Consider the following 23,762-nt stretch of genomic DNA (forward strand, 5'->3'; position numbering starts at 1 on the left):
AACAGGCATTGCCGTTTTATCTAATTCTTTCTACTTCAAGTAATACAAAGCAATGGAAACCAGCAGACTGCTTAGGCAAAAGAGCAGTCCGATTTGTAGAAAAGAGATTCGGTTCGGGAATTCCTTTCGGTAATCCGCTGACTCAAAAGAACGTTTTTCACTTTCCCGGATCAGCTGGTCTTTTTTATTTACTTTTGCAAAAAAGTTTCGGGTGCTTTTGAAAAAAGCTGTAAAAAATTGCCCCTCGATCAATACCATGATGAAATAGATCATGACCAGCAAAAGCCCGACCAAAAATAACGCATCAAACCAGGTCAGGATTGTCCACTGCCTATATAGGAAGAAAGGCAACACGAGTGAGCTGCCCAGGGAAACCAAAAACAAAAATCCTTTAAAATTCATGCATGTCGACCCTTTCTTTACATAATAGAAGATTACCATGTTATTTATATATTTGAAAATTTAAACATCTTGTTGCCATTTTTTGCAATAACAATTATGATTAAAGAGAATAATCAAAAAACTGGGGGTAGGAAAATGGGGAGAAAGAGAAAAACACAGATTTTCATGATCATGATTGCATTCGTTTTATTTTTATCGGGATGTAACTTCAATTCTTCCGAAAGTTCGAATGAGGAGAACGCAGCAGCAGAAGGGGAAGCTGGGCAAGTATTGAACATCTCGACTACGGCAGACATTCCTACTTTAGATTCGACAAAAGCACATGACGGCATTGCGTTTACGGTGCTGAATAATGTCAATGAAGGACTTTACCGCCAAGATGAAAACCACGAACCGATTGAAGCATTAGTAACGGAACATACAGAAAACGAGGATCAAAGTGTACATACTTTCACATTGCGCGACTCGAACTGGAGCAATGGGGATCCGGTTACAGCACAGGATTTCGAATATGCCTGGAAACGCGTCATGAAAGACGCAAGCCCGTATAACTTTATGTTCGTAACCGCAGGGATCAAAAATGCTGAAGCGATCATGAACGAAGAAATGGATGCAGAAGAATTAGGCGTTAAAGCAATTGATGAGAAGACATTGGAAGTTACCTTAGAGGCAGCAAATCCATTGTTCCAGTCATTGATGACATTCCCGACTTTCCTGCCTCAAAACCAGAAGTTTGTTGAAGAGCAAGGGGACCAATACGCATTGGAAGCGGAAAACATCCTGTTCAACGGACCATTTACATTGGTTGATTGGACACATGAGCAAGGTTGGAAGTACGAAAAGAACGAAGATTACTGGGATGCAGATACAGTTCAGCTTGATGCAGTGAATGCCTATGTCGTCAAAGACCCGGCAGCTGGTGTCAACTTGTACGAAACAAACAAAGTGGATCGCATTGTCTTAAGTTCAGAGGCCGTTGACCAGAACAAAGACGACGAAAACTTTGACACAATCCTGGAACCGGAAATCATTTTCCTTCGCTTCAATCATAACCATCCGGTACTGGGCAATAAAAACATCCGCCAAGCAGTCAATATGGCGATTGATAAAGAAAGTTTAACAGATGTTATTTTGAAGAACGGTTCTACAGCATTAAACGGTGTGGTTCCGGAAGGGTTCTTTAAATCTCCGTCAGGCGAAGATTTCCGTGACTTGAACGGGGACTTTAACACAGGCACGGTTGAAGAAGCTCAAGCACTTTGGGAAAAGGGCTTGAAAGAAACCGGCGCAACAGAAGTCACAGTCTCCATTAACATCGCGGATTCTGAAGACCATAAAAAAGTGGCTGAGTACATCCAGGCACAATTGGAAGACAATCTTCCAGGATTCAAATTGGATATCAAAGCAGTTCCTTTCGCACAGCGTCTGGAAATCGAAAAGGCAGTCGAGTACGACTTGTCCCTTTCCTCATGGGGACCGGATTACAGCGACCCGATGACGTATTTGGATATGTGGCTGGAAGGCGGATCCGCTAACCGCATGGATTATTCAAATGCCAAGTTGGAAGAATTGGTATCAGCAGCAAGAACGGAAACAGATCTTGAAGCCCGCTACCAAATGCTGTTGGACATTGAGAAAATCCTGTTGGAAGAAGATGCAGCAATCGTGCCGCTTTACCAAGAAGGCGCAGCTGTCTTGATGAGAAGCAAAATCAAAAATCTATTGGTGCATCCAACTGGGGCTTCATTCTCCTACAAATGGGTGACGATCGAAGAATAAAGACAGGTTTACAGCTTATAGATACGAGGGTGTAGCCGATTGACGGGCGCCCTCGTATTTTTTGATGACTTGCGCATTTCGGGTTGTCGGGGCTTAACAGGCGCTTGCGCTTTTCTTCCTTGTCCAGGCTTCAGCGCCCAGCTCTTTGGGTCATAAGCCAACTCAGCTGTGCGGCTGAAAACATGCCACTTCGCTGATTCGTCTTATGCCCGGCAGAGCTACACGGGCGCTTGCGCTTTTCTTCCTTGTCCAGGCTTCAGCGCCCAGCTCTTTGGGTCATAAGCCAACTCAGCTGTGCGGCTGAAAACATGCCACTTCGCTGATTCGTCTTATGCCCGGCAGAGCTACACGGGCGCTTGCGCTTTTCTTATTACCCTACAGAACTGAGGTGTTCGCATGAAACGTTATTTACTGCAGCGAATCGGCTTTATGCTCATTACGCTTTTCATCATTGTGACAGCGACCTTTTTCCTGATGCAGCTGTTGCCGGGTACGCCATTCACCAATCCGGAGAAATTGACCGATAGCCAGCTGGCTATTTTGAACGCTAAATATGGGCTGGATCAGCCGGTCGCCATCCAATACATCCAGTACATCGGCAACCTGGTACAAGGTGACTTGGGTTATTCGTTTCAGCATGAAGGACGGACGGTCACCAGCATGATCAGTGATCGGATCGGCCCTTCAGCATTTATCGGGTTGCAGGCGTTGGTTATTGGAGCAATTATCGGGCTTGTATTAGGAATTGTTTCCGCCTTGAAGCATAATTCCGTTCTGGATTATGGCTCAGTGACATTAGCCGTCTTGGGAATGTCAATTCCGTCATTCGTCTTCGCAGCATTGCTGCAATACTATGTGGGCGTTAAATTGGAATGGCTGCCTGTCGCTTTATGGGAAGGCTATTCTAGTACGCTGCTGCCCTCGATTGCTTTGTCAGTGACCGTGACGGCTACAGTTGCAAGATTTATCCGCAGTGAAATGCTCGAAGTGATCGGCCAGGATTACATCATCACAGCGAGAGCAAAGGGTTTGAAAGAAAATCAGGTCATTGTGAAGCACGTCATCCGCAATGCACTGATTCCGGTGGTCACGATGCTTGGGCCGCTTGCGGTGTCGATTATGACGGGAACCTTGGTCATCGAAAAGATATTCGCAGTGCCCGGACTTGGTGAACAATTCACCTTGTCGATTCTGGTATTGGATTATAGCGTAATCATGGGAATCACCATTTTCTATAGCGCTTTGTTCATTTTTGTGGTCTTTGTTGTAGACATTATCTACAGCTTCCTGGATCCACGCATTAATTATAAGGGGGAATCAGCATGACGAAAAACACACCACACCTTCCCCCGCATCAGGACCTGCAGGCACAAAATCAATATGCCTACGATGACATTCCATCAGACTTATTTGTGAAAGCGCCGCTGGATCAGCGAAAAAGCGAAGAAATCGGAACGCCGTCGGTATCTTTCTGGAAAGAAGCTTTTCAGCGTCTCGTCAAAAATAAAGGGGCCATGATTTCGCTCGTACTGCTCATTTTCTTGATTGTGCTGGCGTTGATTGGGCCAAGCATGAATGAGTTTTCCTACCGCGAACAAAATCTGGTGCATTCCAACATGCCACCGAAAGTTCAAGGCTTGGAATGGCTGGGCTTCAATGGTCAAAATTCCCAGGGCGTGGATGAGTACGCTGAGCGGGAAGTCCAGATCAATTACTGGTTCGGAACAGATGAATTCGGCCGCGATCTTTGGACGCGGGTATGGAAAGGGACGCAAATTTCCTTGTTCATCGCTTTAGTGGCCGCCTTTCTCGATTTGGTGATCGGCGTCATTTATGGCGGCATCTCTTCATTTTATGGAGGGCGCATCGATAATGTCATGCAGCGGATCATCGAAATCCTGATGGGAATTCCGAACTTGATTGTCATCATCCTCTTCATCCTGGTCCTGGAGCCGGGCATTACCTCTATTATTCTCGCGATGGTCATCACTGGCTGGGTCGGCATGGCACGTGTGGTGCGTGGCCAGGTGCTGCAGTTGAAAGGGCAGGAATTTGTACTGGCGTCACGGACGCTTGGTGCCTCGAATCCACGGCTGATTTCAAAGCATCTTCTGCCGAATGTCATGGGACCGATCATCGTAACAGTCATGTTCACGATTCCGACCGCTATTTTCTTTGAAGCGTTTTTGAGTTTTATCGGCCTTGGGCTGCAGGCGCCTCTCGCATCGCTTGGTGTATTGATTGAAGACGGCTACAAATCAATGCGGTATTTTCCGTATAAATTGATTTTCCCGGCTTTGGTCATCAGCATCATCATGATTTCATTCAACTTGCTTGGCGACGGTCTGCGTGATGCATTAGATCCGAAAATGAGAAAATAGGGGAGGGTTCACCATGAGCAATACTATTCTGACAGTCGATAACCTGCACGTGGCATTTAAAACCCAAACCGGTAAACTGACAGCGGTGCGGGGAGTCAACTTTGAATTGAAAAAAGGCGAGACGCTGGCGATTGTCGGCGAATCCGGTTCAGGCAAGTCGGTCACCGCCAAATCCATTATGCAGCTGTTGCCGGCAGCCACTACCGAAGTGACCAAAGGCGACATTGTCTATAATGGCAACAGTTTGTTGAAGATGTCCAAACGACAAATCACCGACTTGCGTGGCTCTGAAATTTCGATGGTTTTCCAGGATCCGATGACTTCGCTGAATCCGACAATGAAAGTCGGCAAACAGATCATGGAAGGCGTTCAACGTCATGAGCAGCTGACAAAAGCGCAGGCGCGTGAGCGGGCGCTGGAAATGCTCAAGCTGGTCGGGATTCCGCAAGCGGAAAGCCGGCTCGACAATTACCCGCATCAATTTTCGGGCGGTATGAGGCAGCGCGTGGTCATTGCATTGGCGCTTGCCTGCAACCCGAAAGTGCTGATTGCGGACGAACCGACAACGGCACTTGATGTCACCATTCAGGCGCAGATTCTGGATTTGATGAAGGATCTGCAAAAGAAAACGGAAACTGCCATCATTTTGATCACCCATGATTTGGGCGTGGTCGCCAATATGGCCGATCGGGTCGCTGTCATGTATGGCGGCAAAATTGTGGAGCAGGGAACGCTGGATGAAATCTTTTACAATCCGCAGCATCCCTATACATTGGGCCTGCTGCAATCCATGCCGAAGCTCAATGAAGACCGATCGCAGCCGCTTATGCCGATCGCAGGCTCACCGCCCAATCTGGCAACGCTTGGAGAAGGCTGTGCATTTGCTGCACGGTGTCCGCATACGATGTCGGTATGCCATACCTATACACCGCGCGATACGGTGACGGAAACAGGCCATTCTGTGGCTTGCTGGCTACAGGATGATCGGGTATCGGCATCACGTGATCTTGTAGAGACAGGCAGTTCTTCTTCGTAAACTAGACAGTCAAAAAACCAGTAAGGCCAATTGGCCTTACTGGTTTTTTTTGCTGTGGGCAAGAGGCTTAAAAAAGTCTGTTGTTGCCGTTATTAAACGAATTCGCCTACTTTTGCGATGTCGATCCCGGCTTCTTTCAAGGATTTTGAAATCCGGATGGCAAAATCTAGTGCGTGGATACCGTCACCGTGAATGCAGATGGTATCCGCCTGTAGCTCAGTATCGGTCTGGTCAACGGTCGCCACTTTGTTTTCCTTGACCATCCGAATGACTTGGTCGATGGCAACCTGCGAATCGGTGATCAACGCGTTGCTTTGTGTCCTCGGTGTCAACGAGCCGTCCCTTTGATAAGTTCGGTCGGAAAACACTTCATTGGCCGTCCGCAATCCTATTTTCTCTCCGGCTTTGATGATTTCACTGCCGGATAATCCGAACAGCACCAGCTCCGGATCGATTTTGTAGACAGCTTCCGCAATGGCTTCAGACAAGGCAGCATCTTTAACTGCCATATTGTATAAGGCGCCATGCGCTTTGACATGCTGCAGCTGTCCGCCTTCGGCTTTGACAAAGCCCGACAAGGCACCAATCTGATACACGGTCAAATCGTAGGCTTCCTGAGGCGACAAGGCGATGTTCCGGCGGCCAAAGCCAACCAGGTCCTGCAAACCGGGATGGGCACCAATCCCGACGTTCTTATCGAGAGCCAGTTGAACTGTTTTTCGCATCGTCGACGGATCGCCGGCGTGGAAGCCGCAGGCGATATTCGCTGATGTTATGTAATCGAGTATTTCTTCATCATTGCCCATCCGGTAGGCTCCGAAACTTTCTCCCATATCGCAATTCAAATCCACTTTATTGATCATGTCCATTCCTCCCATTTTAATTGGATGGCGGCTTTCAATTCCCGGATCGATTGTTCCTGCTCGATCAACCGCTGCTGGGCATTGGCCAGGGAAATCTCCTTGAAGCGCAACTGCTGGCCAGGCTTTAATTGGCTGATGAGCGGCAAATCGACAGAAGCGGCCTGTCCGATTTTTGGATAGCCTCCTGTCGTTTGGCGGTCTGCCAGCAATACAATCGGATTGCCGTCTGCTGGTACTTGGACAGAGCCGAAAGCCACCGCTTCCGAAATCAGTTCTGCAGGAGTTTCGAGTGACAGGCGAGGACCTTCCAACCGGTAGCCCATGCGGTCTGAGTTGGAAGAAACGGCAAAAGCTTCATTGAAAATCCGCTTTTTGCTGTCTGCATCGAATACATCGAATTGTCGTCCCGTCATCATGCGAATCACCGGTTCATCAAAATAACGGACAGGCGGCACAAGCCAATCAAACTCGTTTTCGGTGTTCTGTTGTAATGCTTTTTGCTGCTGAGGTGTCATTTGGCCAACTGCAAGCAAGTCTCCTTTTTCCAGCGCGCGCCCTTGAAAACCACCAATTCCAGCACGCAGGTAAGTGGATCTGCTGCCCATAACTAGCGGAACATCGATGCCGCCCGCAATTGCCAAGTAACAGCGGGCGCCTATTCGAGGCTCACCAAACGTTAGGGTGCTGCCTTTGGCGACAGTGAGCATCCGCCACATTTTAACGGCCACGCCATCTATCTCAGGTTCCAGGTCTCCACCGCATAAAGCGATGTTGGCATCTTCGGCGAATTCGATCACCGGCCCCATCAAGGTGATTTCAAGTGTGGCAGCCTGTTCCTCATTGCCGACCAACAAATTGGCTAGCCGGTGTGCAATAGGATCCATAGCGCCGCTGGCAATGACGCCATATTTCTGGAAGCCGGTCCGACCCAGATCCTGTACAGTGGTCTGCAGGCCGCTTTTACGGATTTTCAGCATCTGGATCTTCCCCCCCCCACGTATGATAGTCTTCTTCTGAAATTTCCCGGAAAATAACTTTGTCTCCTGCCCGAAGCAGGCTGGGAATTTCGTTTTCAGGCCGAAACAGGCGAAGCGGCGTTCTGCCGATCAATTGCCAGCCGCCCGGTGTTTCGATCGGATAGACGCCGGTCTGCATACCGGCAATGCCTACTGTCCGTTCGGGAATGCGGAGACGCGGCGAATCGCGCCTTGGTGCTGAAATTTGTTCGGACATCCCGCTGAGAAAAGGAAAACCGGGGGCGAAACCGATCATGTTGACCGAATAAGTGCCTGCGGTATGGATGTCGATGACTTCGCGTGGAGTCAGTCCATTATGCTGCGCTACGAACTCCAGATCAGGACCGAACTCACCGCCATAACAGACGGGAATTTCAACGGTGCTAAATTCGACAGCCAGATCATCGCCGGGATGCATCAGTAGTTCCGCCAGTTCCATTTGGACATTCTCGTATAGAGCCACGCAAGGATTATAGAAGACTGTAACGGTCACGAATGCGGGAATAAATTCAATCATCCATTCCGGCTGCCGGCTTTCCAGCAGAGCCGAGACTTTTCTGACCAGCTGTTCTGTGTGTGCATTGATGTCATTGCCGAGTTCAATGACAATCGCCTGATCACCGAGCGGCGAAAAAGAAGGGTTCATCTACTCATCTCCATTTACAGACTATTCGTGCTTATTCCATTTAGTATAAAGCTTTTGGGAGAACAGGGAAAGATGGGGCAGGTGCAGCTTTCCTGTCGACTGAAAGTATCTGGGCGGTATTGGTAAGTATTCCGGCTCAATTGAAAAGTATGTTGGGTGAAATGGAAAGTATTTTTGCCCAATCAGAAAGTATCTCCAATTAATTGGAAGAAGCCACCCGGCAACAGAAAAAGAAGCCACTCCATCAAGAGCGGCTTCTTTTGTCTCATTCTTCAATATCAACTTGTTCTGTCACATCAGCGCCGTTAAAGAACTCTGCTGAAATTTCGGCGATTGTGCCGTCTTCCAGCATTTCTTCGATTACGCGATTAACGTTTTCGGCCAGCTCTTCGTTGTTTTCATTCATAACAACGCCAACCTCGGATGGACTGTACTTCAAATCCGGATGGATAGTGATCTCCAGTTCCGGAAATGCAGCAATCGCTAATGTCTGCAGGTAATAATCGTTCAAGATGACATCCGTGCGGCCGATGGCAACATCACGCAAATAGGTTTCATTGGTCGCATTGTCGTAGACCACTTCTTCAGCGCCATATTCACGTGCGGTCTCCATATAGACGGAAGTTGAAGCACCAGCAGCTTTTTTGCCTTCCAGGTCCTCCAATGTCTCGATGCCGGACAAGTCACCTGAACGGACGATTGCCGTGCCGTAAGAATATTTGAACGGTGTAGAGAAAATAAAGTTATCTTGGCGGTCTTCCGTAATTTCAATATCGTTGGCCGCAATGTCCACTTGGCCAGTTTGGACGGACGTCAGCATTTCATCAAATCCGAGTTCCGTGAATTCGACTTCCAATTCAAGGCGTTCCCCGATTGCGCGAACCACTTCCACTTCGAAGCCGGTCAATTCGTCCGATCCTTCTTCGCGGTAGGAGGTAGGGTACAAGGTACCTGATGTCGCGACAGTCAGGCTCCCTTCTTCCTGGATTTCATCCCAGGCGGTTGTTGTTTCTTCAGAAGCTGTATCGTCGTTGTTTCCACAAGCACCCACGAGCAATAACGTCATCAGGCCGGCAACTGCTGCAGCATTTTTACGGGAAAATAATGTTTTCAATGAGTCTTCCTCCTCTAATATGATTGCACCTAAAAGATAGCATTCTATGAGAGCGGGAGCAACGGTTTAATCTGCAAATTAAGAAATCAGATTATTTAGATGAATGTATTGACCCGTATGGTCGAAAGGTGTATTCTGTAGTCGACCACGTTGGTCTAAAGTTCAGAAAGAGGGCATGGATATGGAGAAATTTGAGAATCTCGATCCTCAAAAGCAGCAGAAAATCCTTGAATCGGCATTGATGGAATTTGCCGAAAATGGTTATGGGAAAGCTTCGACCAATCGCATCGTCAAACAGGCGGGTATTGGGAAAGGGATGCTGTTCTACTACTTTAAAAATAAAAAAGACTTATATGAATACCTCATTGAATACAGTTTGAATTTCATCATCGATGAATACTTGAGTTTGGTGGATATCAATGAAACCGATTTTATCAAGCGGCTGAAAGGAGCAGCTCAAATAAAAATGAAAGCGCAGTTGGAAAACGAGCAAGTCTTCAACTTTATGGTGACCTTCATGCTGACGAAAGATCTGGATCTGCCTCCACATCTGCAGAAGCGCTATGAACAATTGCAACAGCAGGGATATGCATTGCTGTACGAAGGCATCGATAAAAAGCTTTTTAGAAAAGACGTGGACGTGGACAAGGCGTTCAATTTAATCCGTTGGGGAGTTGATGGCTATCAGCGAGATCTCCTGCAAAGGTTGCAGGGGAAAAAGATGACCGAACTGGATTTCGCACCGTACTGGGATGAATTTTATGAATACCTCGATATTTTGAAGAAAAGTTTCTATACGAATTGAGGAGGGTTAGCCATGACAGTTTTGAGAACGATCGATCTGACGAAGAAGTTTGGGGATTTTGCGGCGTTGGACGGAGTGAACATTGAAGTGGGCGAAGGAGAGATCTACGGCTTCATCGGACCGAACGGGGCAGGAAAGTCAACGACGCTGCGTGTTCTTCTCGGTATTTTGAAAGCTACTGACGGCCGTGCTGAAATTTTCGGAAAGGATTCCTGGAAAGACGCCGTGGAAATCCACAAACGGGTGGCTTATGTGCCGGGGGATATCAGTCTATGGCCAAACCTCACAGGGGGAGAGGTCATTGACCTGTTCGTCAAATTGCGTGGGGGCAATAATTTGGACCGGCGGCAGGAATTGATCCAGAAATTCGATTTGGATCCGACAAAGAAATGCCGCACCTATTCCAAAGGAAATCGGCAGAAAGTGGCTTTGATTGCAGCATTCTCGTCCGATGTGGATCTGTATGTCCTGGACGAGCCGACTTCTGGACTCGATCCCCTCATGGAACGGGTTTTCCAGGAATATGCGATGGAAGCGAAAAAACAAGGGAAAAGTATTTTGTTATCCAGCCACATCTTGTCGGAAGTTGAAAAGCTCTGTGACAAAGTGGCGATTATCCGCGAAGGGAAAATCATTGAAACGGGCACGCTGAAAGAACTTCGGCATTTGACGGGAACGATTCTGCTGGTCGAAACCAAAGAGCCGATTGCCGGTCTGGAAGAACTCAAAGGAGTCAGTGGCATCCAGCAGAAAGGTTCGGCCCTGTCCTTTCAGGTCGAAACAAGCGAAGTGGATCATGTCATCCGCTACATCAGCCGGTTTGGCGTGAGCCGAATCGAAAGCTCGCCGCCAACTCTGGAAGAGCTGTTCATGCGCCATTATGAGGGAACCGGCAAAGCGGTGGAATCAGGAGCAGGAGGCGAATCATAATGACCAGACATCTTTTTGATGGCACCGGAACACTGATTCGTTTTGTCTTGCGCCGCGACCGTCTGCGCTTGCCGATCTGGCTGGTGTCGTTTGCGGCTGTTTCTGCAATCATCGCCTTAGCTTTTGTTGGACTGTATCAGAACCAGGAAGAACGGCAGGCGATGGCTGAAACGATGCGCAATCCAGCCATGACTGCGATGGTGGGGCCAGGCTATGGGCTTGATAATTATACGGTCGGAGCCATGACAGCCCACGAGATGCTGTTGATGACTGCAGTGGTGGTCGGCTTGATGAGCATTTTGCTGGTGACCCGCCATACGCGGACAGACGAAGAAGATGGGCGCATTGAAATGGTCCGTTCGTTGCCTGTAGGGCGCTTGTCGAATCTCCTGTCGATTTTGCTGGTATTGACTGGCGCCAATATTGTTCTGGCGCTGTTGACTGCTTTTTCCTTAACCGCTTTAGGCATTGACAGTGTAGATTTGGAGGGGTCTCTTGTGTACGGTGCTGCTTTGGGAGCCACCGGAATGGTCTTTGCCGGCATTGCGGCTGTCTGTGCACAGCTGTCGCCGAATGCCAGAACTGCGCTTGGCTTGTCGATTACCGTTTTGCTGCTGGCCTATATGATCCGGGCCATCGGGGACGTAACAAACGAAACCTTGTCCTGGTTTTCACCGCTTGGCTGGATTTTACGGTCTGAAGCGTATGTGAATAATTATTGGTGGCCGATTTTATTGACGGTGGCGGGAGCGGTGCTGTTGATGGCACTGGCTTTGTATCTCAATTCCATTCGTGATCTCGGCTCCGGTTTTCTACCTTCACGGGCTGGAAAGGCAAATGCCTCCAGGTCACTGTTAAGCCCATTCGGACTTGTCTTCCGGCTACAGCGGACCGGACTGATCGCCTGGGCAGTGGGATTGCTGCTGATCGGTGCTTCGTATGGTTCGGTTCTTGGAGACCTGGAGTTGTTTTTTGAAGACATTGACCTGATGCAGCAAATGATTGTTCAAGCAGAAGGATTTTCACTGACAGAACAATTTATTCCGGTGCTGATGGCTGTCATGGCTATTTTAGGGACCATTCCTGTGTTGTTGGCTGTTCTTAAACTGAAGACTGAGGAAAAGAACGACCGGCTTGAACATGTCGTAAGCCGATCGGTTTCCAGAAACCACGTGATGGGCAGTTACCTTGGGATGTCTGTGTTGACCGGGTTCATCATGCTGTCTTTAGCAGCGCTTGGCCTTGGATTGGTGGGGAATGCCATGATGGATGAGCAGCTGTCGCTGGGCATGTACTACGGCTCCGCAATGGCTTACTTGCCTGCGATGCTTGCCATGATCGGCTTGGCGGTGGTGCTTCTTGGCTGGGCTCCGAATCTGGCCAGTGCCATGTGGCTGTATCTGGCTTTCTCATTTTTCGTCATTTACTTGGGCGGCCTGTTCCAGTTTCCGGAATGGGTAGGGAAATTGACGCCTTTCGGCTATGTATCTGAAATACCGATTGAAGAAATGAATTATCTCAACGCGGTCATGCTGACGGTAGTGGCAGTGATTCTGACGGCAATTGGCTTCGTTGGTTTCAATCGCCGGGATATTGGAAGGTGATGATAGGTTTGAACAACATGAAAAGGATATTTATATTAATTAAGTAATGAAGATTCATTTCATCATTTTTAAACCGGATGCTGCGCTTCAGGCGGACGCTTTCCGCGGGTTCGCGCCGAACTAACTCGGACTGGCGCCCGAGTGGATTTCGGCACTTCACTGTTCCCGCAGGAGTCGCCGCCTGGCGCTCCGGATCCTTGAGTGAAGGATTTACCAGGTTTGTAGAGACTACATTTCCTGATATTGACTAGCAAGCTTCTCTCTTTGATTGAAGCAGCATGCCCCCAACCGGGCTGGCCACGAAGACTCCTGTGGGAGCAGCGCAGCGACGAAAGCTGAAGACCCCGCAGGAAAGGCAATGGCCGAAACTTGTGAGGCCAAGCCTTTGCGACGAAGCTAGCGCAGCGATGCAGGAGCATGGTTTTCAGTGACGAGGAGGCTGAAGCTGAGCCCACGGAAAGCGAAGTGGCTGGACCGGTTGGGAATTGTGTACCGCTGTTTATTTTGGATAAATTTTGTCTACAGTAAAAGAGCCCTCTTTCCAATTTGGAAAGAGGGCTCTTTTAGGTTTTACAAAAGCAGCAGCCAAGCAGCTACTGGGCCTAATAAGGCGCCGAATACTGCACTCAAGGTCATCGCAACCGAGCTCATCGAGGCTTCCTGTTGGCCATATTCAAATGCTTTTGCAGTTCCCATGCCATGTGCCGAAGTACCAAGGCCGATGCCGCGGCCGATCGCCGAGTCAATATGCAGCCAGTTGAGCAGGGCAGGCCCGACGATATAGCCCGTGAATCCCGCCACCATCACGAAAACTGCGGCTAGTGAAGGGATGCCGCCAAGGTTGCCGGCAACCTGCATGGCGACTGGTGTCGTTAGTGATTTCGGCAATACCGTCAGAATCAGCTCTTCTGAAAAGCGGAACAGCTGAGTAAACAGAATACCGCTTGCCATCCCAACAACTACGCCTGTCGCAATACCCGAAACAATGGGCAGCAGGTTAGTGAAAAGCAACTTCCTTTGTTTGTAGAGCGGTACCGCCAAGGCGACAACTGCAGGGCCGAGGAGTGTGCCGATCCAGCTTCCGCCCATCATATAAGTATCGTAAGGAATGTTTCCCACTACTAAAATAACGGCGATGATCGCTGTAGAAGCAAGTACCGGATTCAGTAAGGTCTTTCTGTACTTTAGATACAAGGAGTTGGTCAGCAAGTAAATCGCAACGGTCAGAACTGCGAAAAAAGCGGCCAGCAGATTGAATTCCATAATCAGGATCGCTCCTTTCGTTCGGGACTTGCTTTCGCTGTATATTGGCTGACCCACCCCGCAGCCGCCATTGTGAGGAATGTACTGATTATCACAATCGGAATCAGCAGCATGCCTTTCCCTGAAAACAACTCCCCGTATTCAACAACGCCAACGGTAGCCGGGATAAAGTAAAGGGAAAGGAATGCCAGCAGGAAATGCGCTCCGGAGTCGATCCATTGGAGTGGATAGATTTTCAGCATAAGTGCAGCAAACAACAAAAGGAACCCGACGATGCTTCCTGGCAACGGAATGTTGAAAAAGTCCTGTACCCCTTCTCCGATCAAATAAAATCCGGTGATGGCGAGAAGCTGAAGAATGATGTGAATGATTTTCAAAGGGAACGCCACCTTCCGGTTAGTTATGAAATGAAAGCCAAATTGTTTCCATAATGAGTTATTTTACAGCATTTCATTTGAAAAGCGAGGACAGATTCCATGCTTCTTCAATTGAATCAGAAATTTCAATGAAAAGTCGGTGAATGTATTTTTAGTGGATAGCTGCATGTCTAGGAGAGTCTTGCAACCTTATGGAATGCTGTCTTAAACTGCATCAGTTTATCTCCCGCAATCGAGTTTTTATGCAGCTCAAAGTATATATACTATATTAAAAAAATGAAGATAAAATTCCGATTCCCGAAATAGACAGAATTTAAGAAAACTTTGAATTATAAAGCTTGCTTTTTAAACGATTTGTTGTATTATTACTTTATGCAATATATCGCATACATTTTTTAAAACGAAAATGTATTATTTCAAGATTATGGATAAGATGATTCAAGCCATCGGCTTTAAATTTAGGAGGAAATGGAAATGGATAGTAAGTTGTCATTTAAATCGTATGCAATAGTAGGGATGATGTTGTTTGCATTGTTCTTTGGAGCAGGAAACTTAATTTTCCCCGCTCAGCTAGGGCAATACGCAGGAACGAATGTCTGGATAGCGATATTCGGATTCTTGATTACCGGTGTCGGTTTGCCTTTGCTTGGAATATTGGCAATCGGTTATTCGAAAAGCAACGACTTGCAAGATTTATCGAGCCGTGTACATCCGGTATATGGACTGATCTTTACAGCCATGCTGTATTTGACAATCGGACCCTTCTTCGCATTGCCAAGAACAGGCGCAGTTTCATATGAAGTGGGGATTGCACCATTTGTTGGGGAAGGGAATGCCGTAATCGGTCTTCTTGTATTCTCCCTCATCTTCTTTGCAGTGTCGTTGGTTGTATCACTGAATCCATCAAAAATGGTGGACAGCATCGGGAAGATTCTTTCACCGGCAATTCTTCTTACGTTGGGAGCATTACTGGTTACAGCCTTTGTCAATCCAATGGGCAAGCAGGAAGCACCACAGCCTGCTTATGCAAATGATGCGTTCTTTACGGGCTTCACGGAAGGCTATAACACGATGGATGCACTCGCTTCATTGGTTTTCGGGATTATCGTCATTTCAGCCGTCCGCAAACTGGGTGTGAATTCGCCTAAAGGCGTCTTAGCTGCTACGTTGAAAAGTGGAGTGGTGGCAGCGGCAATTTTAGCAATCGTCTACACGGGAATTGCTTTACTCGGATCAACAAGTACAGGAACTTTGGGCCTTTTGGACACAGGCGGACCTGTTTTAAGTGGAGCTTCCAATCATTACTTTGGAACTTTCGGTGCCACTTTATTGGCGGTCATCATCATCTTGGCTTGTTTAACAACTGCAATCGGCTTAACAGTGGCCAATGCTGAATTTTTCCATAAACTGACGCCGAAAATCAGTTACAAGACTTATGTGGTCATTTTCTCTGTCTTTTCGCTGGTTGTCACCAATGCCGGCCTTTCGAATATCATTACGTATTCGATTCCTGTCCTGATGTTCCTTTACCCATTGGCGATCGTGCTGATCATTTTGGCTTTCTTGTCGCCATTGTTCAGACACGCTCAGTTGGTTTACGTATCGACAATCGTCGTTACGTTCTTCATCAGCATCATCGACGGATTGAAGACCTTGACTTCTTCGCTGGGTGTCGCTAATCCGACTTGGCTGCAGGCAGTTGTCGATTTTTACACAGCTTCCTTGCCACTCTACAACAACGGTCTTGGATGGCTCTTGCCTGCATTGATCGTCATTGCAATTACGACTGTCATTGCCCGCAGCAAGAAACATGTGAAGGTCCAAACGGCTCAACACAACGCTTAATCATCGGCAACAATGGCTGGTCCGGAAAACCGGATCAGCTGCAAAATAAAAAGCTGTATCAAAAGCCCCCTCGCTTTTGATACAGCTTTTTCAATTGTTTAAACACTTATACAGCCGTAAGCTCTTCTATGGTGCGTACCCAATTGGATTTCATGATCTGTGACACTTTTTCCGGATCTCTTTCCTTCAGCGTTTGAATGATCTGGACATGCTCGTCGTAGGAGCTTTTGGTCAACATCAGTGAATGATGGAAAAATTGTCTTCTGACATGGGATTGAAGGCTGCCGAGCATTGAATGGATATAAGAATTATTTGCAGCATCAACGATGATCTGATGGAACTCCTGATCAATTTTTAAAGCTGAAAAACCGTCCTGGCTATCAATCGCTTTGATGAACCGCTCATTGGTTTCATGCATTAATTGGAACGTCTGATCATCGAGATTGGGAATGGCCAGCTCCGCTGCAAGTGCCTGCAGAACAGCAAGTGGCGGCAGAAGATTCTTGAGATCATCTTTTTTTATGTTCGTGACACGAGTGGCTTTGCCAGGAAACATCTCGACAAATCCCTGAACTTCCAATAATTGAAGTGCTTCACGGATAGGGGTTCTGCTTAAGCTCAAAGCTTGTGCCAGTTCCGTATCGATTAATTTTTCTTCTGGTTGCAGAGTGCCGTCAATGATCCATTGCTGCAATTGAAGATAAGCGCTTTCTTTTGCTGAGACACGAACGGGCTTCGAATGATCGACTGGAATAGGCATTGAAAGCTCTCCTTTTTTACTGCTTTTTTTATCAAGCTCCGAGGAACAGCGGGATTGAAAAGTTCCTGCTAAATTGAAGTTGTTGTTTGTCCCATTATACACCAATTCAGACTACCAATGAAATATTTTATGCAATATATCAGTGAATAGCATCAATATGTCTATAGGCTGCCGTTTGCTGACTGCCAAATAGGGAATAGGAAAAGTAACATCAGACCTATAACGGATGGAGAGGAATAGAAATGCTGTCATTTATTCCGAGTCAGGATCCACAGACCCTCGCTTTTGAAGTGAGTGGGACGGTGACAAAAGAAGACCTGCAAAAGCTGGAGCAGTCGATTGAAGAGAACTTTTCAAAAGATCAGCCGTTTAATGCCTATGCCATTATGCAGGAAGTGAAGATGCCGACAGCCAAAGCACTTATGGAAGAAGCCAAAATCGATATGAAGCGCTGGAGCCAATACAATAAGCTAGCTGTCGTCAGCGAAAAGAAATCACTTGAAACGATGACCACTATCAGTGATTTTCTCCCAGGCATCAAAGCCAAACATTTCAATATGGATGAAATGGAGCAGGCATGGAGCTGGATTAAAGAATGAGCAGTTTAGACAATGAACCGGAGGAGGGGACATATGCTATCTTTTGTGCCAAGTAAAGACACAGAAACCATCGCGATTGAATTTGAAGGAACAGCGACGCGTGAAGATGCATTGAAGATCGACAAGATTATCCAGGAGAAGTTTGAAGACAAAGGAAAGTTCAATATTTATGCCGTGATAAATGGCGTTGAAGACGCTGTTTTTACGGGTCTTGGAGAAAGCATGCAGGTGAATATGGATGCATGGAACCAATTCCATAAATTCGCCGTCATCAGCTCCACTCATTTGAATGAGCAGCTGACGGAAATGGAAAGCCTGCTGCCGAAGCTTGAAGTCAAGCATTTCCAAATGGATGAAATGAATGAAGCCTGGGAATGGATCCAGGAGTAGGAAAAGCGCAAGCGCCCGTGTAGATTCGACGGGCATAAGACGCGCTGGCGAAGCGGCGTTTTTTCAGCCGCCCAGCCAGAGTGGCTTATGACCCCAGAATCTGGGTGCTGGAGCCTGGCCACTAAATGGAAAAGCTGAAAAGTTTATTTCATAAGCATTGAAAAAGCGTTTCGCAGATAGCATGCGAAACGCTTCTTTTTTTTGCAGATAAAGGATTTACCCCTCCACTTTAATCAAATCCGCTTTGACGATATGAAAAATGCTCAGGACAATCGTTTTTCCTTCCATATCCTCGACAGGGAACAGACTTACCGCGACACCGGAGAAATGGTCTTCCAAAGGCCCTTCAATCCGGATATTCTCCAGGTGTTCCCCGGTCGTCAAGAGAATGTTGTAGACATGGAACTTCTGCTTCATGGCAATTCCTCCTATGGGCAGTCTTGGAAAATTCACATGGCCAGGGTGGGAATAAGGACAGCTATCGTATACACTAATTATAAAGCAAAATGGTGTTTTACAGATAGGATGAGAAACGATGAAATCGGAAATTTCAATTAAACTAACAGATAAATTCAAGGCGGAATATGCCAAGGGCTACCCGTTGATCACCAAAGAGGCGTTGGACAATCCGGAGGTTCTGCAAACCGAGGGCAGCATCCTGAAGCTGACAGACAAGCAGGGACGGTTCTTGGCAAAAGGCTATTATGGCCAGCAAAACAAAGGCTTTGGTTGGATTTTGACGCGCGATGAACAGGAAGCCATTGATCAGGCGTTTATTGAGCGCAAGCTGGCAACAGCTATTGCCCATAGAAAATCGTTTTTCAACAACCCAGAAACGACGGCCTTCCGCGTCTTTAACGGGGAAGGCGATGGTTTCGGAGGATTGATCATCGACTATTACGACGGCTTCTATCTGCTCAGCTGGTACAGTGAAGGGGTATATACCTTTAAAGACCAGGTGATTGCGGCGCTTCAGAATGTTGCTGAATGCAAAGGCATCTACCAGAAAAAACGATTTGATACAAAAGGGCAGTATATTGAAGAAGACGATTTCGTTACAGGCGAGCGCGGTGAATTCCCATTGATCGTCAAAGAAAACGGTGTGAATTTTGCTGTTTACTTAAACGACGGAGCCATGACGGGGATTTTCCTGGATCAGCGGGATGTCCGTAATGCCATTAAACAGAAGTATGCCAAAGACAAAACCGTACTCAACACCTTCTCGTATACAGGTGCTTTTTCAGTAGCGGCAGCACTTGGTGGAGCGGTGAAGACGACGAGTGTCGACCTGGCGAAAAGAAGCTCCAGCAAGACAATCGAGCAATTCAGCGTCAATGGCATCGATTTCGAGACCCAGGATATCCTGGTGATGGACGTCTTCAATTATTTTAAATACGCCAAACGGAAAGAATTGAAGTTCGACGTGGTCATTTTAGATCCGCCAAGCTTTGCGCGTTCAAAAAAATACACCTTCAGCACTTCCAAGGACTATACAAATCTGATGAAAGAAGCGATTGCCATTACGGAAAAAAATGGCGTCATTGTCGCTTCGACCAACAGTGCCTCTTTTGGCATGAAAAAGTTTAAAGGGTTTATTGATAAAGCCTTTAAAGATCTTGGCGGCAAATACAGCATTGTTGAGGAATTCACGTTGCCGAGTGATTTTCGCGTACAAAAGGAATTTAAAGAAGGCGATTACCTGAAAGTTCTTTTCGTGAAATTGAGCTGAGGGAGTAAGTGGTGGATCGGCGTTTGTGACGAAAAATTGCAGAGGGAGCCAAATGCTGCTTCTTTTCTTCCGCTAATCCCTGTACAGCAATCTGCTGTGCTTCTATAATGGAAGCAGATTGTGAGGGATAGTGGATGTTTAAGAATGCATTGGGAACATTTCGTTTCATGGGCTTGCTCGAAGGCGGTTCGTTATTGATCCTGCTTTTTGTTGCAATGCCGTTAAAATACTTTGTTGGATTTCCGGAGGCGGTCAGCGTGATCGGACCGATTCACGGAGCCCTGTTCACCGTCTATATCTTAGTGACTGTCTACATGACATTCATCTTCAGATGGCCGTTCCGTTTCTCCATCGGAGCCGTTGCTTCGGCCTTCCTGCCGTTCGGCAATTTCGTTTTAGATAAACGGCTTGAAAATTGGCAGCAGCTGAAAACTTCTGCTGCATAAATGCCTCAAAAGTGATGAATCAGACACCTGCAGGCTTTCCTGCAGGTGTTTTTATTTGGGGTTATCGAAAGGTGCCGAACTCCTCTATAATGGAACTATTGTAATTTACAGATTTGTATTGGGGGTAACGCCATGGCGAAAGCGATAAGTTCTTCTTCTTTAGCCGGAAATCCAGTTTATCCGGTAATGTTTGCGATTGGCGGCTGCCATTTGCTGAATGATTCTTTACAGGCAGTAATTCCGGCGATGTTCCCGATACTTGAAGCGGATCTCGGATTAACGTTCACTCAGTTGGGCTTGATCGCTTTTGTGCTGAATATCGTAGCATCTTTGCTGCAGCCGGTTGTGGGATTCATCAGTGATAAAAAGCCGATGCCTTATGCACTTCCGCTCGGCATGACAAGCTCATTTTTTGGCATTGCAGGATTGGCGTTTGCCCCTGAATATTGGATGATTCTCGTTTCGGTCATATTCCTGGGTCTGGGTTCTGCTGTTTTCCATCCGGAAGGCTCGCGTGTCTCCTATATGGCGGCTGGGTCCAAGCGAGGCTTATCCCAGTCGATTTACCAGGTAGGGGGGAACTCGGGCCAGGCGCTTGCTCCACTGATCAGTGCTTTCATCCTCGTGCCGCTCGGCCAGATAGGCGCTGCCTTGTTCCTGTTTGTCGCTGCGCTCGGTATTTTTATCCTGACGAAAATCTCCATCTGGTACAAGCGGCAGCTGGAGCAGGAAAAGCTTCAGAAAGTGAAGAAAGTGTTATTGTCTTCTCTGCCGGAAATGACGAAAAAACAAGTGGGTATCGCATTGGCTCTCCTGATGATCATTATTTTTGCCCGTTCTTTCTACGTCACCAATATGACAAGCTTTTATATTTTTCATCTGATTGAATCTTATGGTCTGACGATTCAGCAGGGACAACTGTATGTGTTCCTGTTTCTTGGTGTCGGAGCGGCCGGTACCTTTTTCGGAGGGCCAATGGCGGATAAAATCGGCCGGAAGAACGTTATTCTTCTTTCCATCATCGTCCCGATTCCGCTTGCCGCTTTATTGCCGTACCTGCCGCTTTACGCTGTGCTGATTTTCCTGGCATTGATCGGATTTTTCATTATGCTGAGTTTTTCCGTCACGGTCGTCTATGCCCAGGAACTCGTGCCAAGCAAAATCGGCACGATGGCTGGATTGACCGTTGGCCTGGCTTTTGGTATGGGTGCGATCGGTGCTGTTGTCATCGGTATTTTAATGGATGCCATCGGTGTCTACGAAACGATGGTGGTTGTATCCTTCCTGCCGATTATCGGCTTGGTCGGCCTGTGGCTGCCGCGTGACCGGAAAATAGTCGCCGCTTCTTAAAGGGGAGTGTGGCCGTTGGAATGAGTTAAACGAGTAAAGGAGAATGCTGGATGACGAAAAATTTGCCCGAAGTGCCAACAGAAATAAGAACGGAGCGTTTGCTGCTGCGGATGCCGATGCCTGGAGATGGAAAGGCAGTGAATGCAGCGATTCAGGCTTCACTCGACGACCTGAAGCCGTGGCTCGGATTTGCGCAGGAGGAGCCGTCTCCAGAGGAAACGGAAATCAATCAACTGGAATCGCATTTGAATTTCCTGAAAAGGGAATCCCTTCGTTACCTGGTTTTTGATAAAGAGACAGGAAGCTTTATCGGCTCTACTGGCTTCCACGCCATTGAATGGGATGTGCCAAAGATGGAAATTGGGTATTGGCTGGATTCCAGAGCGACCGGAAAAGGGTATATGGCAGAGGCTGTTTCGGCATTGACTGAACTGGCTTTCACGACACTGAAATGCAATCGCCTAGAAATTCAATGCGACGCTGAAAACCTCAAAAGCCGCGCCATTCCTGAGAAGCTCGGCTATGTCCTGGAAGGGACGCTGAAGAATGACGAGCGCTCTGTGGACGGAAAACGCTTGACCGATACATGCATTTACGCAAAATTCGCTTGATGCGACCCAAAGAACAGGGGCTTTTATTATGAAGAAGCAAGACAAAGACAAAGATGCAGGTCTGAAGCCGTTCATTTCGCTGTTATTGACACTGAAGATTCCGAAGCTCGCACTTGCAGTGGGGTTGTTTGCCAGTTTAATTACGACGCTCGTCGGCTTGGTGGTCCCATTGTTGACGAAAAACCTGGTCGATGGTTTTTCACTCGACTCGCTCAGTGTTCCGTTGATTGCTGGAATCGGCGTTGCTTTTATCGTGCAGGCCATCATCAACGGGGTTTCGATTTACTTGCTGAGCATGGTGGGGCAGCGGGTAGTAGCAGGCTTACGGGAACGGATGTGGGCTCAGTTGATCCGGCTGCGCGTCAGCTATTTCGATCAGCACTCCAGCGGTGAAACGGTGAGCCGGGTCGTCAACGACACGGGCATTGTCCGGAATCTGATTACGGACCATTTTCCATCCTTTGTCACAGGCATCATCTCCATTATCGGAGCCGTGATCATTTTGGTCATTCTGGACTGGAAGATGACACTGGTCATGATGCTGGCAGTACCGCTGACGATTGCGGTGATGATCCCTTTAGGGCGCCAAATGGCCAAGATTTCCCGGAATCTGCAGGATGAGACTGCGCATTTTACGGGCCATGTCCAACAGACGTTAGGGGAAATCCGTCTGATGAAATCCTCGACAGCTGAAGATACGGAAGAAACCAAAGGCGTACAAGGCATCCATAAATTGTTTGCACTCGGCATGAAAGAGGCGAAAATCTATGCCTTGATTGCTCCGCTGATGTACTTGGTGGTCATGGTCGTCATCGTGTCGATCATCGGCTACGGCGGGATCCGCGTGGCGAATGGGGAAATGTCCACAGGATCGCTGGTCGCTTTTCTCTTATACCTATTCCAGATTATCGTGCCGATGGCGACTTTTGCCCGATTTTTTACAGAACTTCAAAAAGCCAAAGGCGCAACAGAACGCATCATCGGTATTTTGGAACTGCCCTTGGAAGAACGGGAGCAGAAGCCGGACATGGATATTGCCGGTAAGGTGCTGAGAGTAAGAGGATTGAGCTTCGCCTATGAAAAAGGGGAGCAAGTCCTTGAAGATGTAAGTTTTGAAGCGCAGCCTGGCGAAATGATTGCATTTGCGGGACCGAGTGGCGGCGGGAAAACGACGGTTTTCGGCTTGATCGAGCGATTTTATGAGTCATCATCCGGTGAAATCTCGATTGGCAATATCCCGATCAATGAAATTTCAATCGCTTCCTGGCGCGATCAGATCGGTTATGTCTCCCAGGAAAGTGCCATGATGGGCGGTACGATCCGTGCCAATCTGACCTATGGCTTGCCGGATCCGGAAACGATTTCATCCGAAGAGCTTTGGCGCGTGGCACGTATGGCTTATGCGGAAGATTTTATCCGCGGCTTTGCCGATGGGTTGGATACGGAAGTAGGAGAGCGCGGCGTCAAATTGTCAGGCGGCCAGCGTCAGCGGATCGCAATTGCCCGAGCTTTTCTGCGCGATCCCAAAATCCTGATGATGGACGAAGCGACTGCAAGCTTGGACAGCCAGTCAGAAGGCATTGTTCAGCAGGCGTTAAGCCGCTTGATGGAAGGGCGAACCACTTTGGTGATCGCTCATCGATTGTCGACGATTGTGGATGCGGATAAAATCGTCTTTATTGAAAAAGGGCGCGTCACGGGCATTGGCACACACCGGGAACTGACAGCTTCCCACTCCCTTTACCGTGAGTTTGCTGAACAGCAATTAACTTGACTGGATCACTTGACCTTGACGCAACGTCAAGGTGTAAGCTGG

24 protein-coding genes are annotated in these 23,762 nt (G+C 47.7%); 15 read left to right on the forward strand and 9 right to left on the reverse strand.

Going from position 1 to position 23,762, the window contains the following annotated elements:
• Positions 1-30 precede the first annotated feature (30 nt).
• A complete protein-coding gene (locus tag K8U60_RS16195) occupies positions 31-402 on the reverse strand; it encodes a DUF3899 domain-containing protein (protein ID WP_223642528.1) in 372 nt (123 codons plus the stop codon).
• A 135-nt stretch (positions 403-537) separates the two neighbouring features.
• Between K8U60_RS16195 and K8U60_RS16200 the strand changes: the two genes are divergently transcribed.
• The 4 genes from K8U60_RS16200 to K8U60_RS16215 all read left to right on the forward strand — a co-directional run bounded on the left by K8U60_RS16200 (position 538) and on the right by K8U60_RS16215 (position 5,598).
• Positions 538-2,181, forward strand: coding sequence for a peptide ABC transporter substrate-binding protein (locus tag K8U60_RS16200; protein ID WP_223642529.1), 1,644 nt, complete (start codon positions 538-540; stop codon positions 2,179-2,181).
• 396 nt (positions 2,182-2,577) lie between these two features.
• On the forward strand, positions 2,578-3,507 hold the full coding sequence (locus tag K8U60_RS16205; RefSeq protein ID WP_146558707.1) for an ABC transporter permease: 930 nt from the start codon (positions 2,578-2,580) through the stop codon (positions 3,505-3,507).
• Positions 3,504-4,562, forward strand: a complete 1,059-nt coding sequence (gene opp3C / locus K8U60_RS16210) for an oligopeptide ABC transporter permease (protein WP_223642530.1) — start codon at positions 3,504-3,506, stop codon at positions 4,560-4,562. The genes K8U60_RS16205 and opp3C overlap by 4 nt, the downstream gene beginning before the upstream one ends.
• Before the next feature lie 13 nt (positions 4,563-4,575).
• Entirely contained in the window at positions 4,576-5,598 is a 1,023-nt protein-coding gene (locus tag K8U60_RS16215; protein WP_223642531.1) for an ABC transporter ATP-binding protein, read from the forward strand.
• Between the two features lie 92 nt (positions 5,599-5,690).
• Here the strand turns inward: K8U60_RS16215 and K8U60_RS16220 are convergent, their stop codons facing one another.
• The 4 genes from K8U60_RS16220 to K8U60_RS16235 all read right to left on the reverse strand — a co-directional run bounded on the left by K8U60_RS16220 (position 5,691) and on the right by K8U60_RS16235 (position 9,237).
• Complete coding sequence (locus K8U60_RS16220; protein ID WP_263298717.1) at positions 5,691-6,461, reverse strand: LamB/YcsF family protein; 771 nt, start codon at positions 6,459-6,461, stop codon at positions 5,691-5,693.
• Positions 6,458-7,438: a 5-oxoprolinase subunit C family protein gene (locus K8U60_RS16225; protein WP_317851934.1), complete on the reverse strand. Its 981-nt coding sequence runs from the start codon at positions 7,436-7,438 to the stop codon at positions 6,458-6,460. The genes K8U60_RS16220 and K8U60_RS16225 overlap by 4 nt, the downstream gene beginning before the upstream one ends.
• On the reverse strand, positions 7,422-8,123 hold the full coding sequence (pxpB, locus tag K8U60_RS16230) for a 5-oxoprolinase subunit PxpB (RefSeq protein ID WP_223642533.1): 702 nt from the start codon (positions 8,121-8,123) through the stop codon (positions 7,422-7,424). Before pxpB ends, K8U60_RS16225 begins: the two co-directional genes overlap by 17 nt.
• Before the next feature lie 265 nt (positions 8,124-8,388).
• Positions 8,389-9,237 (reverse strand): transporter substrate-binding domain-containing protein, encoded by an 849-nt coding sequence (locus K8U60_RS16235; protein ID WP_223642534.1) that lies wholly within the window; start codon positions 9,235-9,237, stop codon positions 8,389-8,391.
• A 181-nt stretch (positions 9,238-9,418) separates the two neighbouring features.
• Here K8U60_RS16235 and K8U60_RS16240 point away from each other — a divergent pair, with 181 nt between their 5' ends.
• From K8U60_RS16240 to K8U60_RS16250, 3 genes are read left to right on the forward strand one after another with little or no spacing between them, the layout of a single operon-like run.
• On the forward strand, positions 9,419-10,042 hold the full coding sequence (locus K8U60_RS16240; protein WP_223642541.1) for a TetR/AcrR family transcriptional regulator: 624 nt from the start codon (positions 9,419-9,421) through the stop codon (positions 10,040-10,042).
• 12 nt (positions 10,043-10,054) lie between these two features.
• Positions 10,055-10,972, forward strand: a complete 918-nt coding sequence (locus K8U60_RS16245) for an ABC transporter ATP-binding protein (protein ID WP_223642543.1) — start codon at positions 10,055-10,057, stop codon at positions 10,970-10,972.
• Complete coding sequence (locus K8U60_RS16250; protein ID WP_223642545.1) at positions 10,972-12,576, forward strand: ABC transporter permease; 1,605 nt, start codon at positions 10,972-10,974, stop codon at positions 12,574-12,576. The genes K8U60_RS16245 and K8U60_RS16250 overlap by 1 nt, the downstream gene beginning before the upstream one ends.
• Before the next feature lie 570 nt (positions 12,577-13,146).
• Here the strand turns inward: K8U60_RS16250 and K8U60_RS16255 are convergent.
• Positions 13,147-13,839 (reverse strand): LrgB family protein, encoded by a 693-nt coding sequence (locus K8U60_RS16255; RefSeq protein WP_223642548.1) that lies wholly within the window; start codon positions 13,837-13,839, stop codon positions 13,147-13,149.
• 2 nt (positions 13,840-13,841) lie between these two features.
• Positions 13,842-14,216 carry a CidA/LrgA family protein gene (locus K8U60_RS16260; RefSeq protein ID WP_223642550.1) on the reverse strand — a complete coding sequence of 125 codons (375 nt, stop codon included), beginning with the start codon at positions 14,214-14,216 and terminating at the stop codon, positions 13,842-13,844.
• Between the two features lie 474 nt (positions 14,217-14,690).
• Between K8U60_RS16260 and brnQ the strand changes: the two genes are divergently transcribed.
• Entirely contained in the window at positions 14,691-16,061 is a 1,371-nt protein-coding gene (gene brnQ / locus K8U60_RS16265) for a branched-chain amino acid transport system II carrier protein (RefSeq protein WP_223642551.1), read from the forward strand.
• Between the two features lie 106 nt (positions 16,062-16,167).
• On the opposite strand, the gene K8U60_RS16270 is transcribed toward brnQ, so the two are convergent.
• A complete protein-coding gene (locus K8U60_RS16270) occupies positions 16,168-16,821 on the reverse strand; it encodes a GntR family transcriptional regulator (protein ID WP_223642553.1) in 654 nt (217 codons plus the stop codon).
• Positions 16,822-17,063: 242 nt separating this feature from the next.
• Between K8U60_RS16270 and K8U60_RS16275 the strand changes: the two genes are divergently transcribed.
• Positions 17,064-17,420: a SpoIIAA family protein gene (locus K8U60_RS16275; protein ID WP_223642555.1), complete on the forward strand. Its 357-nt coding sequence runs from the start codon at positions 17,064-17,066 to the stop codon at positions 17,418-17,420.
• A 33-nt stretch (positions 17,421-17,453) separates the two neighbouring features.
• On the forward strand, positions 17,454-17,810 hold the full coding sequence (locus K8U60_RS16280) for a SpoIIAA family protein (protein WP_223642557.1): 357 nt from the start codon (positions 17,454-17,456) through the stop codon (positions 17,808-17,810).
• A 216-nt stretch (positions 17,811-18,026) separates the two neighbouring features.
• Here K8U60_RS16280 and K8U60_RS16285 read toward each other — a convergent pair whose 3' ends face one another.
• Entirely contained in the window at positions 18,027-18,227 is a 201-nt protein-coding gene (locus tag K8U60_RS16285) for a hypothetical protein (protein WP_223642559.1), read from the reverse strand.
• A gap of 118 nt (positions 18,228-18,345) precedes the next feature.
• Between K8U60_RS16285 and K8U60_RS16290 the strand changes: the two genes are divergently transcribed.
• The 5 genes from K8U60_RS16290 (at position 18,346) to K8U60_RS16310 (ending at position 23,720) form a co-directional block, all read left to right on the forward strand.
• The gene (locus K8U60_RS16290) at positions 18,346-19,539 is read left to right on the forward strand and encodes a class I SAM-dependent rRNA methyltransferase (RefSeq protein WP_223642564.1); all 1,194 of its coding nucleotides are present in this window, start codon (positions 18,346-18,348) and stop codon (positions 19,537-19,539) included.
• 134 nt (positions 19,540-19,673) lie between these two features.
• Entirely contained in the window at positions 19,674-19,985 is a 312-nt protein-coding gene (locus tag K8U60_RS16295; protein WP_223642567.1) for a DUF3817 domain-containing protein, read from the forward strand.
• A gap of 132 nt (positions 19,986-20,117) precedes the next feature.
• Positions 20,118-21,335, forward strand: coding sequence for an MFS transporter (locus tag K8U60_RS16300; RefSeq protein ID WP_223642568.1), 1,218 nt, complete (start codon positions 20,118-20,120; stop codon positions 21,333-21,335).
• 50 nt (positions 21,336-21,385) lie between these two features.
• Positions 21,386-21,946 (forward strand): GNAT family N-acetyltransferase, encoded by a 561-nt coding sequence (locus K8U60_RS16305; RefSeq protein WP_223642570.1) that lies wholly within the window; start codon positions 21,386-21,388, stop codon positions 21,944-21,946.
• Between the two features lie 28 nt (positions 21,947-21,974).
• Positions 21,975-23,720, forward strand: coding sequence for an ABC transporter ATP-binding protein (locus tag K8U60_RS16310; protein ID WP_223642572.1), 1,746 nt, complete (start codon positions 21,975-21,977; stop codon positions 23,718-23,720).
• Positions 23,721-23,762: the final 42 nt, after the last annotated feature.

The sequence above is a fragment of the Planococcus circulans genome (assembly GCF_020023385.1).
GTDB lineage: Bacteria > Bacillota > Bacilli > Bacillales_A > Planococcaceae > Planococcus.